General features: G+C 66.6%; 14 protein-coding genes and 1 pseudogene. 8 read left to right on the top strand and 7 right to left on the bottom strand.

Going from position 1 to position 15271, the window contains the following annotated elements; translation table 11 throughout:
- Positions 1-67: 67 nt before the first annotated feature.
- From AB4Y92_RS14530 to AB4Y92_RS14545, 4 genes and pseudogenes are all read right to left on the bottom strand, one after another.
- Entirely contained in the window at positions 68-1150 is a 1083-nt protein-coding gene (locus AB4Y92_RS14530) for an SRPBCC family protein (protein WP_441820310.1), read from the bottom strand.
- A gap of 313 nt (positions 1151-1463) precedes the next feature.
- Positions 1464-1532, bottom strand: a pseudogene (locus AB4Y92_RS14535) (DNA-binding response regulator); the annotation flags it as partial.
- Positions 1533-1615: 83 nt separating this feature from the next.
- Positions 1616-2269, bottom strand: a complete 654-nt coding sequence (locus AB4Y92_RS14540) for a response regulator (protein ID WP_057942249.1) — start codon at positions 2267-2269, stop codon at positions 1616-1618.
- On the bottom strand, positions 2266-3468 hold the full coding sequence (locus tag AB4Y92_RS14545) for a sensor histidine kinase (protein ID WP_441820311.1): 1203 nt from the start codon (positions 3466-3468) through the stop codon (positions 2266-2268). Before AB4Y92_RS14545 ends, AB4Y92_RS14540 begins: the two co-directional genes overlap by 4 nt.
- A 141-nt stretch (positions 3469-3609) precedes the next feature.
- Here AB4Y92_RS14545 and AB4Y92_RS14550 point away from each other — a divergent pair, with 141 nt between their 5' ends.
- From AB4Y92_RS14550 to AB4Y92_RS14575, 6 genes are all read left to right on the top strand, one after another.
- On the top strand, positions 3610-4224 hold the full coding sequence (locus tag AB4Y92_RS14550; RefSeq protein ID WP_057942247.1) for a GNAT family N-acetyltransferase: 615 nt from the start codon (positions 3610-3612) through the stop codon (positions 4222-4224).
- Complete coding sequence (gene minC / locus AB4Y92_RS14555; RefSeq protein ID WP_441820312.1) at positions 4221-5012, top strand: septum site-determining protein MinC; 792 nt, start codon at positions 4221-4223, stop codon at positions 5010-5012. The genes AB4Y92_RS14550 and minC overlap by 4 nt, the downstream gene beginning before the upstream one ends.
- 25 nt (positions 5013-5037) lie before the next feature.
- Entirely contained in the window at positions 5038-5847 is an 810-nt protein-coding gene (gene minD / locus AB4Y92_RS14560; RefSeq protein WP_057942245.1) for a septum site-determining protein MinD, read from the top strand.
- Between the two features lie 4 nt (positions 5848-5851).
- The gene (gene minE / locus AB4Y92_RS14565) at positions 5852-6121 is read left to right on the top strand and encodes a cell division topological specificity factor MinE (RefSeq protein WP_057942244.1); all 270 of its coding nucleotides are present in this window, start codon (positions 5852-5854) and stop codon (positions 6119-6121) included.
- A 221-nt stretch (positions 6122-6342) separates the two neighbouring features.
- Positions 6343-6816 carry a hypothetical protein gene (locus AB4Y92_RS14570; protein WP_057942243.1) on the top strand — a complete coding sequence of 158 codons (474 nt, stop codon included), beginning with the start codon at positions 6343-6345 and terminating at the stop codon, positions 6814-6816.
- 90 nt (positions 6817-6906) lie between these two features.
- Positions 6907-7179 (top strand): hypothetical protein, encoded by a 273-nt coding sequence (locus AB4Y92_RS14575; protein WP_441820313.1) that lies wholly within the window; start codon positions 6907-6909, stop codon positions 7177-7179.
- 209 nt (positions 7180-7388) lie between these two features.
- On the opposite strand, the gene AB4Y92_RS14580 is transcribed toward AB4Y92_RS14575, so the two are convergent.
- Positions 7389-7778 (bottom strand): hypothetical protein, encoded by a 390-nt coding sequence (locus AB4Y92_RS14580; RefSeq protein ID WP_441820314.1) that lies wholly within the window; start codon positions 7776-7778, stop codon positions 7389-7391.
- A 519-nt stretch (positions 7779-8297) separates the two neighbouring features.
- Between AB4Y92_RS14580 and AB4Y92_RS14585 the strand changes: the two genes are divergently transcribed.
- Complete coding sequence (locus tag AB4Y92_RS14585) at positions 8298-10328, top strand: M2 family metallopeptidase (protein ID WP_441820315.1); 2031 nt, start codon at positions 8298-8300, stop codon at positions 10326-10328.
- A 130-nt stretch (positions 10329-10458) separates the two neighbouring features.
- Here AB4Y92_RS14585 and AB4Y92_RS14590 read toward each other — a convergent pair whose 3' ends face one another.
- Together AB4Y92_RS14590 and AB4Y92_RS14595 are read right to left on the bottom strand one after the other, a co-directional pair.
- Positions 10459-11370, bottom strand: a complete 912-nt coding sequence (locus AB4Y92_RS14590) for a hypothetical protein (RefSeq protein WP_441820316.1) — start codon at positions 11368-11370, stop codon at positions 10459-10461.
- Positions 11367-13538: an AAA family ATPase gene (locus AB4Y92_RS14595; RefSeq protein ID WP_441820317.1), complete on the bottom strand. Its 2172-nt coding sequence runs from the start codon at positions 13536-13538 to the stop codon at positions 11367-11369. The genes AB4Y92_RS14590 and AB4Y92_RS14595 overlap by 4 nt, the downstream gene beginning before the upstream one ends.
- Before the next feature lie 220 nt (positions 13539-13758).
- On the opposite strand from AB4Y92_RS14595, the gene AB4Y92_RS14600 reads away from it, so the two are divergent.
- The gene (locus tag AB4Y92_RS14600; RefSeq protein ID WP_441820318.1) at positions 13759-15192 is read left to right on the top strand and encodes an amidohydrolase family protein; all 1434 of its coding nucleotides are present in this window, start codon (positions 13759-13761) and stop codon (positions 15190-15192) included.
- The last annotated feature ends 79 nt before the right edge of the window (positions 15193-15271 follow it).

Genomic DNA, 15271 nt, shown 5'->3' on the forward strand with positions numbered 1-15271 from the left:
CCGCGGATAACCGCGGCGCGTTTGGATGGCGAACGCCGCAGCAGCGGCGCCCCGATGTCGCGAGGTATTACTTGACCGGCCAGTACACGTCGAACTGGCCCAGGGCCGGATCGAAGCTCTGATCCACGCCAGCCTTCCAGGCCTCGTACGGACGGTCGCTGGTGCTGTAGCCGCGGGTCAGCGCCCAGGCGCGGACCGCGTCGCGCACCGGCGGCAGCGCGGCGATGTTGTGGCCGCCGCTGGAGGCGACGACGACCTTCGAGGCCGGCTGCAGCGAGGCCTTGACCGGACCTTCGACCTTGACGTCGATCGCGGTCGCCTCGGTGCTGGTGTCGCCCTTCTTGCGCACCACCTGGACGGTGTCGAAGTCGTAGGTTTCGCTGCCGAACTCGTTGGTCACCACGCGGATCGGACCGACCGCCTCAAGACCGTTGGCGGCGATGACCTTGTTGATCCATTCCATGTTGGAGTGGATCTGGGCCTTGATCTTGTCGTTGTTGCGCTCGACCGCGGCGTTCACGCTGAGGATGTTCTCGGCCGGACGGTCGATGACCTTGGGCGCGTTGGCCGGATCGGTCTCCGACAGCTTGGAGTAGTCGTAGTTCGGCACGGTCGCCAGCAGGTTGCTCAGCTGCGCCAGACCGATCTTCATGTCTTCGCCGATGTTGCTGCTGACGTACAGGCCCGAGTAGCGGCCCAGCAGGTTCCAGCCGTAATCGACGTCGTAGGTCTGGGTGATCTCGACGTTGCGATTGTTCTTGCCGGTGGGCTTGAGGGTGAACTCGCTGCGCTTGTTCTCGCCGCGCTCGGGGTTGCTGATCTTGTAGCCGACCAGCTTGCCCGGCTCGCTCTTGACGATTTCCCAGCTGCCGTTGCCCAGCGCGCGTTCCTTGGACGAATACTCAAGACGGGCGCCCACGCCCTCATCCTTGCCGACGAGCTTGATCTCCATGGCGGGATCGCGGCGTGCGAGCGGGTTCCATTCCTTGAAGCGACGCATGCTGTTCAAGGTGTCGAACACGATGGTCAGCTTGCGGTTGGTCTCAACCGAGTGCGACAGATGGCGGCTCGCCGGCAGCGCGATGCCGACGATCAGGAACAGCGCGGCGACGATCGCCAGGGAAATCAGGATCTCGATCAGACGGGTCATTCAGGTTCTCCAGGGCCGGGCCCAGGTCGGGCCAGGGGCGCAGACCCACAATCGTAGCAAGATAAATACCGGCAGGGGCAGCCGTCACAGCCAAGAAAGATCATCGAAGCGTCCGCGATCCCGGTTTGGCCGCGAAAAGCTTTGAACTTGACGGCTTTTTGCCGGCTCGCGCCGGCATTCGCAAGCGTACGCACGCGCCGATGCACAAATCAGGACAACTGCCGCGGGCCGCCGCTGCGCGCGAATGCGGCGGATCGGTCGGCCCTCGCGCGCCGCGACGGCCCGGCGCGGCGCGCCGGACCGCGACGCCGGCTCAGACCAACTGCAGCTCGAACGCCTTCAGCACCGCCCGGGTGCGGTCGCGCACGCCCAGTTTGGACAGGGTGAGAACGGGCCGCCTACGCGGCACTGCCGCGTGGCCCGTTCGAACGCCCGGCGCGCAGCGCCGGGCCGGACATCCTTCGATCAGACCAACTGCAGCTCGAACGCCTTCAGCACCGCCCGGGTGCGGTCGCGCACGCCCAGCTTGGACAGGATGTTGGACACGTGGTTCTTGATCGTGCCCTCGGCCACGCCCAGCGAATTGGCGATCTCCTTGTTCGAGAAGCCGCCGGCCATCAGCCGCAGGATCTCGGTCTCGCGCTCGGTCAGCGGGTCCGGGCGGTCCAGGCTGACGAAATCGTTGCGCATGTGCTCCAGGCCCGAGAGCAGGCGCTGGGTCATCGCCGGCTGGACCAGCGAACCGCCGTCGGCCACGGTCTGGATCGCGCCGACCAGTTGCTCCAGCGACACGTCCTTGAGCAGATAGCCCTTGGCGCCGGCCTTGAGCCCGGCCAGGACCAGTTGATCGTCGTCGAAGGTGGTCAGGATGATGGTCGGCGGCAGGTAGCCCGAGCGCGCCAGCGCCTGCAGGGCCTCCAGGCCGGACATCGCCGGCATGCGCATGTCCATCAGGACCACGTCCGGGCGGATCGTCGGGATGATCTCGACCGCCTGGCGGCCGTCGCCGGCCTCGGCCACGACCTCGATGCCTTCGGCCAGGGCGAGTAGCGAACGCACGCCCTGCCGGACCAGGGTCTGGTCATCGACAAGCAACACGCGGATGGGGGTGGACGTCATGTCAGAACTCCTTCGCGGACCATGGCGGCCGCGGTGGCGGGCAGAGTCAGATGCAGGCTGAAGCCTGCGTCGGCCCGGGTTTCGATACGCAATTGGCCGCCGTACTGCTGCAACCGCTCGCGCATGCCGCGCAAACCGTTGCCGGCGATCAGGTGATCGGCGCCGCGGCCGTCGTCGCGCGCGCTCATGAGGATTTGTTCGCCGCTGCGGCGTACATCGATCCACAAGTGCTGCGCGCCGGCATGGCGCACGGTGTTGGTGACGATCTCCTGGGTGCAGCGCAGCAGCACGTGGGCGCGCTCGGGATCGTCCAGGGTCAGGGGCGTTTCGATGTCCATGCGGATGTCCAGCGCCGGTACGTTTTCGGCCAGCGGGCGCAGCGCCAGCGACAGGTCGATGGCGCCGTTCTCGCGCAATTGACTGACCGCCTCGCGCACGTCGGTGAGCAGCAGCCTGGCCAGAGTATGCGCTTGCTGCACGTGCTCCTTGACCCGGCCCTCGGACAGATGGCCGGCGACTTCCAGGTTCAGGCTCAGCGCGGTCAGATGGTGGCCCAGCAGATCGTGCAGTTCGCGCGAAATGCGCGTGCGCTCGTTGATGCGGGCGCTTTCGGCCAGCAGCGCGCGGGTCGCGCGCAGCTCGGCGTTGAGCCGGCGCTGGTCCTCGCGCGCCTGGGCCTGCTGCATGGCCACCAGGGAGCTGACGAACACCAGGCTGGAGAAGCCGGCATAGGCCACCGACTGGACGATGGCGACCATCAACGGCTGGCCGATGGCGATCACGAACACCGGAATGATCGACAGATTGCTCAGAATCAGCCACGCCACCCCGATCCGCAGCGGCAGCAGCCACGGCAGCAGCCCGGCCACCACCATCAGCAGAATGCTGCCGATGCCGCTGTTGGAGTAGTAGCCGACCCCGATCGCGCAGGCGGTCAGGACCAGCAGCAGGGCGTGGTCGGCCGGTCCCGGCCGGCGCTGGCCCAGGCCGCGGCTGGCCCACCAGTAGACCGCGCCGAAGGCCAGGTGGATCGCCACCCAGCGCAGGATCAGCAGGAAAAAGGTGTGTTCGCTGCCGCCGGGCAGGGAGGACGCCGCCTCCGGCTCCAGCCACATGATCACCAGCCAGCACCCCGCCATGCCCCAGGTGAACAGCCCGGCGAACCGCATGAGTTGAGTAGGAGTGAGGCGAGCCAGCATGAATGCATGCTAACGGTATGGGCCCTCCCGCGGAGCCGTCCAGAAGTCATGCACTTGGCGTTCGCGGCAAAGGGATGCCCGTGCGATAATCGGGCCGCCGGCACGGAACGCGTGCCGGTTTTTGAATACTTGGAGCGTGGAATGTCGATCGTCGTCCGCGACGTGCGTGAGCACGAGCTGGATTCCGTCCTTGCCCTCAACAACGCCGCCGGACCCGCGATCCTGCCGCTGGATGCGGCCCGTCTGCGTCATTTTTTCGATACCGCCGAGTACTTCCGCGTCGCCGAGCGCGACGGGACCCTGGCAGGTTTCCTGATCGGCATGGGCGCCGGCAGCGATCACGACAGCAGCAATTTCCGCTGGTTTCTTGAGCGCTACCCGGATTTTTTCTATATCGACCGCATCGTCGTCGCCAGCCGCCGCCGCGGCGGCGGTGTCGGCCGCGCGTTCTATGCCGACGCCCAGAGCTATGCCGAGCTGCGTTACCCGCAGCTGGCCTGCGAGGTGTTCCTGGAAGGCGGCAACGACCCGGCCCTGCTGTTCCACGGCAGCTTCGGCTTCCGTGAAGTCGGCCAGCACGTCATGCAGGAGGCCGGCGTGCGCGCGGCCATGCTGATGAAACCGCTGTGCAGCTACCCCTGGGTGCGCGACACCTACGGCGACGCCCTGCCCGAGGCCAGCTGGCTGACCCGCCCGCGCGTGCCGGTGGCCCGCGTCCAGGCCGACGCGCCGCGCCCCACCGGAACCTGCCCGTGAGCGTGGCCGTGGATTACGAACAGGCCGGCGAACTCAAGATCGGCCAGGTCGGCATCGCCAACCTGCGTATCCGCACCCTCGATGTCGAACGACTCACCGAAGAAATGCGCAGCCGCGTGCAGCGCGCGCCGAACATGTTCGGCCGCGCCGCGGTGGTGATCGATTTCGGCGGCCTGAGCCACACCCCCGACACCGCGACCGCGCAAGCGCTGCTCGACGGCCTGCGCGCCGCCGGCGTGCTGCCGGTGGCGCTGGCCTACGGCACCAGCGAGACCGACCGCCTGGCGCAGGCGCTGGGCCTGCCGTTGCTGGCCAAGTTCCGCGCCTCCTACGAGCGCGGCGAAGCCGGCGCGGACGCCCCGGCGGCGCCGGCGCCCAAGCGCGAAGCGCCCGCACCCGCCGCCGAACCGGCCCGCGCCGCGCGCGCCCCCGCCCCGGCGGCGACCGCTGCGGCCTCCTCGGTCGGCATGATCCAGTCCACCCCGGTGCGTTCGGGGCAGCAGATCTACGCCGACAACCGCGACCTGACCGTGCTGACCACGGTCGGCGCCGGCGCCGAAGTCATCGCCGACGGCTCGGTGCACATCTACGGCCCCCTGCGCGGACGCGCGCTGGCCGGCGCGCAAGGCAACACCAAGGCGCGAATCTTCTGCCGCGAGTTCCATGCCGAACTCGTGGCGATTGCAGGCCATTACAAAGTGCTCGAAGACATACCGAAGGAATTGCGCGGCAAGGCCGTGCAGATCTGGCTGGAAGACGAACAAATCAAGATTGCGGCGCTGGATTGACGCCGCACGAACGGAGGAAAGTATTTTGACCGAGATCATTGTTGTCACTTCGGGCAAGGGCGGTGTCGGCAAGACCACGACCAGCGCCAGCCTTTCCTGCGGCCTCGCCCGGCGCGGCCACAAAGTAGCGGTGATCGACTTCGACGTCGGCCTGCGCAATCTCGACCTGATCATGGGCTGCGAACGCCGCGTCGTGTACGACTTCGTCAACGTCGTCAACGGCGAAGCCAACCTCAAGCAGGCGCTGATCAAGGACAAGCGCTTCGACAACCTGCACATCCTGGCCGCTTCGCAGACGCGCGACAAAGACGCGCTGACCAAGGAAGGCGTGCAGAAGGTGCTGGAAGACCTGGCCGCGGAAGGCTTCGACTACATCGTCTGCGATTCGCCGGCCGGCATCGAAAAAGGCGCGTTCCTGGCCATGTACTTCGCCGACCAGGCGGTCGTGGTGGTGAACCCGGAAGTCTCCTCGGTGCGCGACTCCGACCGCATCCTCGGCCTGCTCGCGTCCAAGACCCGCCGCGCCGAGAACGGCGAGAAGGTCAAGGAACACCTGCTGCTCACCCGCTACAGCCCCAAGCGCGTGGAAGACCAGGAGATGCTCAGCATCGGCGATGTCGAGGAAATCCTCGGCCTGAAGACCATCGGCGTGATCCCCGAATCCGGCGACGTGCTCAACGCCTCCAACAAGGGCGAGCCGGTGATCCTGGAAACCGAATCCGATGCCGCCCAGGCCTACGACGACGCCGTCGCTCGCCTGCTTGGCGACACCCGCCCGATGCGCTTCACACAAGTGGAAAAGAAGGGCTTCTTCACCAAGCTGTTCGGAGGCTGAGCTTATGGGTCTGTTCGACTTCCTGCTGGCCAAGAAACCCACCGCCTCCGTCGCCAAGGAGCGTTTGCGCATCATCGTCGCGCACGAACGCGCCGGACGCGGCGGCGGCCCGGACTACCTGCCGATGCTGCAGCGCGAGCTGCTCGAAGTGATCCGCAAGTACGTCAACGTCGATGCCGAATCGGTCAAGGTCGACCTGATCGGCGAAGGCGACAACAAGGTGCTCGACATTTCCGTCGCGCTGCCGGAAACACCGAATCCGGCGCAGGCGTAACGGCGCGGCCGACCTCCCGGCCAACGCCGTTGTCGCGTATTTTCCGGTAACCGCAGCGGCGCACGCCGCGACACAGCGCCAACCAAGCGGCGTGACGACCGCATGCGCTATCACGCGCCGCGGCAGCGGCCGCAAAGTCCTGTTCCAGCGCCTCACGCCCTGCCGGCGAGGTTCGCGCTACCCGCGCAAACACCGCTCTCATCCCTGAAACCTTCCGCGCCATGCTGACCCTGTCCGACATTGCCTTCGACGACGTCGCCGCCCTGCTCGCGCGCTACGGCCTGCGCCTGGAGCGCGTCGCCGACGGTGAGCCGATTCCGGGCAGCTATTGGGGCGAATGCGAGGCCGGGCTGATCGGCAGCACCGTCTACGCGCGCGGCGACACGCCCGTGCACTCGCTGCTGCACGAAGCCTGCCACCTGATCGTGCTGCCGCCGGAGCGACGCGCTCAGGTGCATACCGACGCGACCGATTCGATCGAGGAAGAAGACGCGGTGTGCGTGCTGCAGTCGCTGCTCGGCGATGCCATTCCGGGCGCCGGAAGCGAGCGCATCCTCGCCGACATGGACGAATGGGGCTACACCTTTCGTCTGGGATCGGCGCGGGCTTATGTCGAACAGGATGCGGAGAGTTCGTGGCAGTGGCTGGCTGCGCATGGGCTGGTGAAGCTGCCCGAGCGCAGCCTGATTCGCTGAGCCACCCACTCAGCACAGATCTGGCGTCACACGCGGCGCCTGCCCGACAATCGAACTGACGTTGTCCCACGCTCCTTCGGACTCGCAGACATGGGCAGTTCGCTCGCCGCCAACCACCCGGCTTTCATCGACAGCCTGCCGCTGATCCTCGTGGCCGTGGCGACGGCGATCCTCATCGTCGGCACCTGCCGTGCCTCGCGCATGAATCATCGACGACTCGGTAAGCGCTGGAACTTCTGGACGCGCAATCCGCTGGAGCTTGTGAGCTACAACCGCCGCGAATGGGCGGTGTATCTGATCTCGGTCGGTGCGTTCGTCGCACTCGCGATCATCGCGATACGCCTGGAATGCGCTTGCGGCTGAGAAGGGCGGTGAGGCCGACAAGGCTGCGACGGCAGCGAGGCAAAGGGCTGGCAGAGCGGTCACCGACGCCTTCCCTGGCGCCGACGCCATTCAAACTCTGCGGTTCCGGCTATCCCCATAACCGGTTCCGACTGGCACTGCTGTTGCTTCCCTTCCCCTGATGCGCCATCCAGGCGCTTACCCCCACCGAGTTCCTGGCGGCGCGCGCCTCAGCGCGCGGCCGGCCTGCGTTGCGTGTCTTCAACGGCATACGCCGGCCGCGGCGCCGCGACGGGCACCGGGACAGCACGATCGATTTCGACTTCGGCCTCGTTGACCGGATCGGGCAGCGCGCGCGCCGCGGTGCGGTTCGGGCCGGCGTCGGCCGGGCCGTTGATCATCACCACGCCGACCGCGGCCAGCGCCAGCAGCGCGAACATGACGATGCGGGCCAGATGGATGCCGCTCAGGCGGCCGTGAGAGCGGGCCGGCGCGTGCTCGCGCGCCCAGCTCAGGTCGGCGGAGAACAAATACGCGCCGCCGTCCCGGCCGCGCAGTGGCAATGTCGTCAAGGTGGCCGTGTGCAATTTGCCGCTCGCGGTCCGCGTCGTAGATTTCATGCCTTATCCATTGCTGCCAAGACGGGTGCCAGGAGCCTGCCCCGCTGCCGGCGGAGCAACCGATGAACGGCTGCCCTTGGACGTCACTTTTTCCGTTTTCGCGTCACAAATCAAATCGGTTTTTGTGACAGGGGTCGAGGAGCCGACTCCCCTGGCTGTTCCACCGGCTGAACGAAGCGACCGCGATACCTGCCTGCGTTGCGTGCAGATCACGTGAATACGGAAAAATTAACAATCTAACCGTTTACACGTAACAAAATATTTACTTTATATCGCGACAACGATTGCAGTTCCGCGCGTCGAAAACACCTGAATAGGTCAAATCGGTCCTCGCGGCGGAAATCCGGTAACCGTTTTCAGTCCGGGCCTTGTGCCGGATGTGCGCAAAAGCTCACAAGCCGCCTCCGGCCGCGGCAGCCGGCCGGCCCCGCCGTCGCACTGCAGCTTGCGCGGGACCCGAGCGGCCTCTAGCCTTCTGGCTCGCGCGCAAAGCGCAGCACTATTCCGGAGAGAGCACACATGAAATATGTCCGCGCCTTGTTGGCGCTCGGCGTCGCTGCGGCCGTGATCGGCGTGGCCGGCTGCAAGAAGGAACCCGTCCCCTCCCCGAGCACCACCGCCCCGGCCGTCGCGCCCGCGGGCGAAACCGCGGATCAGTTCATCGCTCGCGTCAACGACGAATACAAGAAGATGTATCCGGAGATGACCGCCGCGCAGTGGCTGTCGTCGACGTACATCAACGACGACAGCCAGTTGCTGTCGGCCAAGGCCAACGAACGCTATCTGACCCAGCTCAACAGCTGGATCGAGCAATCGAAGAAATTCGAAGGCCAGCAGATGTCGCCGGCCACCGCGCGTTCGATCCAGTTGCTGAAGATCGGCACCGCGATGCCGGCGCCGAAAGATCCGGCGCGGCTCGCCGAACTCACCCAGATCGCCACGCGCATGGAAGGCATGTACGGCTCGGGCAGCTACTGCAGCGGCCCTGGCGACACCGACTGCCGCCAGCTCGGCGATCTGGAAGACGTGCTGCGCAACAGCCGCGACTACGACGCCCAGCTCGACGCCTGGAAGGGCTGGCACACCATTTCCAAGCCGATGCGCAAGGACTACATGCGCTTCGTCGAACTGGTCAACGAAGGCGCGAAGAACCTCGGCTACGCCGACACCGGCGAGTTGTGGCGTTCGGGCTACGACATGAGCCCGGTGGAACTGGCGGCGGAAACCGATCGCCTGTGGGGCCAGGTCAAGCCGCTGTACGAACAACTGCACTGCTACACGCGCTCGCGCCTTGAATCCAAGTACGGCACCGACAAGGGCCAGACCAGCGGCGGCATGCTGCCGGCGCATCTGCTCGGCAACATGTGGCAGCAGGACTGGGGCAATTTGTGGGACGTGCTGGCGCCGTACAGCGAACAGCAGGCCGGCAGCCTCGATATCAACGGCGCGCTGGCGCGCCAGTACCAGCAAATCCTCGACGCGCAGGAAGCCAAGGCCGGCGGCGATCGCGGCCCGCTGGAGCAGGCGCAGACCGAAGTCGATGCCAACCTGGCCAACGCCAAGCGCATGACCGAACGCGCGCAGGACTTCTACGTCTCGCTCGGCATGCCCAAGCTGCCCGACAGCTATTGGAACAAGACCCAGTTCATCAAGCCGCGCGACCGCGACGTGGTCTGCCACGCCAGCGCCTGGGACATGAACATGGGCGGCGACGTGCGCACGAAGATGTGCATCAAGCCGAACGAAGAAGACTTCACCACGATCTATCACGAACTCGGCCACGTCTATTACTACCTGGCCTACAACAAGCAGCCGCCGCTGTTCCAGACGGGCGCGCACGACGGCTTCCACGAAGCCATCGGCGACACCATCGTGCTGGCGATGACGCCCAAGTACCTGTCCTCGATCGGCATGGTCGGCAATCAGCAGCAGAGCAACGAGGCGCTGATCAACGCGCAGATGCGCATGGCGCTGGCCAAGGTCTCGTTCCTGCCGTTCGGGCTGATGATCGATCGCTGGCGCTGGGGCGTGTTCGACGGTTCGATTAAACCTGATTCCTACAACAAGGCGTGGTGGGAGCTGAAGGCCAAGTACCAGGGCGTGGCCCCGGTCGAGGCGCGCGGCGAAGAATTCTTCGACGCCGGCGCCAAGTACCACGTGCCGGGCAACACGCCGTACACGCGTTACTTCCTCTCGCACATCCTGCAGTTCCAGTTCTACAAGTCGCTGTGCGACGCGGCCGGCTACAAGGGCCCGCTGTACGAATGCAGCTTCTACGGCAACAAGGCCGCGGGCGCGAAGTTCGAGGCGATGCTGAGCAAGGGCGCGAGCCAGCCGTGGCAGCAGACCATGAAGGAACTCACCGGCGGCGAGAAGATGGACGCCTCGGCGGTGCTGGAATACTTCGCGCCGCTGCAGACTTGGCTTAAGCAACAGAACGAAGGCAAGAGCTGCGGCTGGCAGGCTTCGGCGGCGGGCGCGGCGGCGCCGGTTTCGCCGGCCAAGCCGGCGAAGGCCGACGCCAAGCCGGGTAAGCCGGCGCAGGGCTGAGCCTTGCGGAGCGGGCGCGATGTTCGCGGCCGCTTACGACAAAGAAAAACCGGCTTCGGCCGGTTTTTCTTTGTCCGCGCCATGCGCCCTGTCCCGCTTGCCGGCGAGGCCCAGGGTGAAGGCCCGCGGCCTACACTGCGGCGCCGATCGCCCCGATCAACTCGCGATACCGCGCAAGCAACCGCTGCTGCGCATCCTCGACGAACGCTCGCGCCATCGCGGAAAACTCCTGATCCGGCGCGGCCGCGGCATGCAGACTCGCCAGCTTCCTGGCCGCACGCCGCAGCGGCCCGGCGATGTCGGCCGGATCGGCCTGCGCGGCTTCGTCCAGCGCTTCTTCCAAGTCCAGCAGCAACTCGTTGAGCCGCTGCAGATGCCGGCTGCGCGCTTCCACCAGCGCCTGCCGGTTCAAGGCCATGATCTCGACGGTACGCTCGCCGTAGGCATCCGCGCCGCGGTCGTCGAAACGCGGCGCCAACAGCGACAAATCCTCGGCCACGTGCCAGCGCAGATGCGCGGCCGGATCGCGCCGGGTCGGATCGATCAGCAACGGATCTTCGCCGTCGCAGTCGTCGCCGGGCTGGAACGCGCGCGCGGCGGCGATCGGAAACAGATTGCCCTTGCCGGCGTTGCGCGTGGCCTGCGCGGCGATCTGCGCGGCGTTCATGCCGACCGCCGCGATCCGGTGGCCTTCGACGCGATTGCAGCTGATGCAACTGCGCAGCAGATTGCTCCAGTCCGCGGCCAGCCACCAATAACCGCGATGACCGACCTCGCCGACCACGCCCGCCTTGGGCCGGTAGTGCTCGATGTCGGCCGGCGAAGTCGATTCGTGGCGCGACTCGCAGTACGCGCATTTGCCGTCGAACAAGGTCCGCAGCGCCTGTTTGACGTCGTCGCCCTTGTAGGCCTTGAACTTGTACGCGCCGGCCCGCGGATCGCGGTAGTGAGCCTCGGCGCTGGCGCGTTCGCGCGCACCGGCGCCGTCGGGGTCGCTCAACGAGGGCGGCGGCGCGACGCGGCCGCGATCGACGTATCTCATGCCTCCCGCTCCGCGCCGGCTTCGAGAAAGGCGACGATTTCGCGCAGGGCCTCCTCGCGCAGGCTCGCGCGCTCGGCGACGGGTTTATTGCGGCGCCCGCGCAGATAACGCTCGGTGGCCTCGCCGATCAACTGCTCGGTCGGCGTGTCGCCCAGCGGCAGCGCCGACACGTGCCCGGCCAGCAACTCGCGCTCGCGCTGTTCGCCGGCATCGAGTTCCGGCTTGCCGAGCAGATACGCGTAACGATGCAGATGCGCATCGACCTCGGGCCGGGCGGTGCTGAGCAGGCCGAACAGGTCCGAGGTCAGCAACTGATCGGTGCGCATCAGCTCGATGTTGGGCAGATCCTCGCGCAGGCGGATGCGGTCGTGTTCGTCGCGGTACAGCACGTGTACCTCGCCGTCGCGCATGCCGCGCAGGCATAGGGCGTCGTGGGCGGTGACCACGAACTGCACCTTCGGCATCGCCCGGCGCAGCGCCGAGATCACTTCGATTTTCCAGCGCGGATGCAGGTGCACGTCGATCTCGTCGATCAAGACGATGCCCTGCGCGTACTCCAGGTTGCCCCAGACTTCGACCATGCGCCGCATGATGTCCACCGCCATCGCGAACAAGGCGCGGTAACCGTCGCTCATGCGCTCCACCGGCGTGACCCGGCCGTGGGCCTGGACCATCACATGGCCGTCGTCGGCCCGGAACACGCGGTCGTCGCCGTGCAGGGCGAGGATCTCGCGCATGGCGCGGGCGACCGGCTCGAAGTACGCCGCGGTGCTTTCCCGGAGCCATCCGGACGGGTCTTCCAACACGGCGAAAGGATCGAACAAGCTGCGCGCCGGGCCCGCGGTCTTGGCCTGATGCGCCTTGAAGAAGCGGCGGGCGCCGTAGCCCAACACCATCGGCACGCGACCGTTGATTTCGTCGCGATAGCGCCCGAGCGCATCGACATGAACGCATCGCCGTTCGCCGGAAGACAGGATCACCTCGACCCGGGGCAATACCGGCAACACACCCCAGTTCTCGCGATCGCGCGGAAGAAACTCGATGCCCTGCGCGCGACTGGCCTTGCGTTGATACTCATCCATCAGCACCAACGCCAGCGCCTGCATCACACTGCTTTTACCGGCAGCGTTTTCGCCCAGGAGCATCACGCTGGCGGCCTCGCCCCGAGCCGATCCCAGGGACGGGAACTGCAGGCGCAATTCGTCGATGGCCTTGAAGTCGTTCACCACGATGGATTCGACATAGACCGGTGCCGGCGGCCACCGACTGCTCGGCCTTCCCGCCGGAGCGGTAGCCAGGGGCGGACTCGGGCGATCCGAGTCCATGACATCGCTCAGATACTCCGCGACCGCGGCGTTCCACGCCTCGGAGTGTCCCAGCAATTGATCGAGATGATCGACCGACCACGACCGTGCCGCCGGGCGCTTGCCTATCCGCCGCATCGTCGCGGAGAACACCCACTCCAATGCCGCGAGCGCGGCACCCCTGTGCGGCGCGCTGCCCTCGGGAACTTCTTCCCGCAGTCCATGATAGAGCTGGGAAGAAACCCAGCTCAGCTCATGATCGATCCTTTGCCGTCGCGCCTCGACCAAGGCTTTGCGATTCAAGCCGAGCAGCTCGATCGTCGCCGCGCCCTTGTCGTCCTTCGAAGCCAGCCGGCCGTTGCCCAGGAAATGCAGGTGGCGGCCCGGTTCATCCCGGCACGGATCGATCAACAGGTTTTTTTCGAGCGCGACGGTTTCCCGCCACGCCGTCATCGGCCGGGCGCGCGGCGAACGCAAGGGGAAATGATTGCGCTTGGCCGAAACGCATTCGCGGCACGCCAACACCAGATTGCGCCACTCGTACGCCAGCCATGCGTAGTGGTCGGCGCTTTGCTCGCCGGTGGCCGGGTCCGACGCCGACATGGTCGGCCGGAACGGATCGATCAACGCCTGGCCCGGCTCGAGCAGGATTTCGCAATACGCGCACTTGCCGCTGAACTGCAGGCCCAGCGCCGCGACGACATCCTCGCCGAGAAACAACTGGTCGTAGCGCTCGAACGGCGGCCTCATCCCCGCCCGCACCTCGGACGGCCGCGCATAAAAGCCCGTCATCTCGTGCGCCCAGTCCAGCAACTCCGGGCGCCTGAGCGAACGCGGCGTCGCGATGCGTTTGACTCTCCTCATTCAGCCCCTCCCGTGGGCATGGCGCCGCAATGCCGGCGCTGGTCTGATCGGATGGAACAGGGCCCGGCCGCATCGTCGCGGCACGGCCGCCATTATGGACATGACCGGGTCTGGCGGAATAAGACCGGGTTGGCGGTCGCCGGCCCGGCGCGCGGTCGCGCTGCGGCAGAATGGGCCGGCCGTTTCCGCTTTCCGTCCACCGGCCCTGTCAGGAGCCCGCATGCCTATTGAATCCCGTGTGTCCGCCGCGCTGCTGTTGCTGTGCGCGTCCGCCGCCAGTGCCGCCGAGCCGGTGGATCTGCTGATCCGTCACGCCGCGGTAATCGACGTCGTCGCCGGCAAGTTGCGTGCGGACCGGTTGATCGCCGTGCGCGGCGATCGCATCGTCGCGATCGAAGCCGACGCCAAGGCCGCCGCTTTCGACGCCGCGCGCAGCATCGATGCGCAAGGCAAGTACGCGATCCCGGGCCTGTGGGACATGCACGTGCATTTCGGCGGCGGCGACAAGCTGATCGAGGAAAACAAGAATCTGTTGCCGCTGTACGTGGCCCACGGCATCGCCGCTGTGCGCGATGCGGCCGGCGACCTGAGTCCGAGCGTGTTCGAATGGCGCGACGCGGTCGCGGCCGGATCGCTGCAGGGCCCGACGATTTTCACCTCCGGCCCGAAGCTGGAAGGCTACAAATCGATCTGGCCGGGCGACATCGAAGTCGGCAGCCACGAAGAAATCTCCGCGGCGCTGGACCGGTTGCAGGGCTGGAAGGTCGATTTCGTCAAGATCACCGACAACACCCTTTCGCCGGAATTGTTCATGGACGCGCTCAAGCAGGCGCACGCGCGCGGCTTGCGCGTGTCCGCGCACGTGCCGTTCTCGCTGACCATCGACGAGGTCAGCGCGGCCGGCCTGAGTTCGATCGAGCACATCGACTACGCGTACAAGGCCGGCTCGACCCGGGAGGCCGAAATCGGCGCGATGGTCCGGCGCGGCGAGATCGACGCCAAGGAAGGCTGGAACCGCATCCAGGCCAGTTTCGACCAAAAGACCGCGCGCGCGGTATATCGGCGCCTGGCCCGGCGCGGCACCGCGGTCACCCCGACGCTCAACGGCAGCTTCGTGACCACTTATCTGGATCGCAACGATCACCGCGGCGACGATTACCTCAAGTACATCGGCCCGGGCCTGCGCGCGACTTACGCCTGGCGGGTGGAACGCGCGGCCAAGGACGACGCAGCGGCGATCGAGCGCCGGCATGCGCGCTACGAGCACGACGCCGCGATCCTGCCGCTGCTGCAGCAGTCGGGGGTGAACCTGCTGGCCGGCACCGACGCGGGCTTCCTCAATTCCTTCAATTACCCCGGCGTGGGCCTGCACGACGAGATGCAGCGCTTCGTCGAAAGCGGCCTGACCCCGCTGCAGACCTTGCGCGCGGCGACGATCAACGGCGCGCGCTTTATGGGGCAGGACAAGCTGCACGGCTCGCTGGCGGCGGGCAAGGCCGCCGATATCGTTCTGCTCGATGCCGATCCGCTGCTCGATATCGGGGCGACCCGGAAGATCGATACCTTCGTGTTGCGCGGCAAGGTTTATGACCGCAAGGCGTTGGATGCGATGTTGGAGGATGTGCGTAAACGCGTGGCGGCCGAGGTGGAGTGAGATCGGCAAGGCGACCCACGCGCAGACCCACACGCCCCGCATCGCCTCCCTCCCCGCCTTTGCTGTTCCCCCCTTTGAA

Origin of the sequence: Lysobacter sp. TAB13 (assembly GCF_052113885.1) — a bacterium.
GTDB lineage: Bacteria > Pseudomonadota > Gammaproteobacteria > Xanthomonadales > Xanthomonadaceae > Lysobacter > Lysobacter gummosus.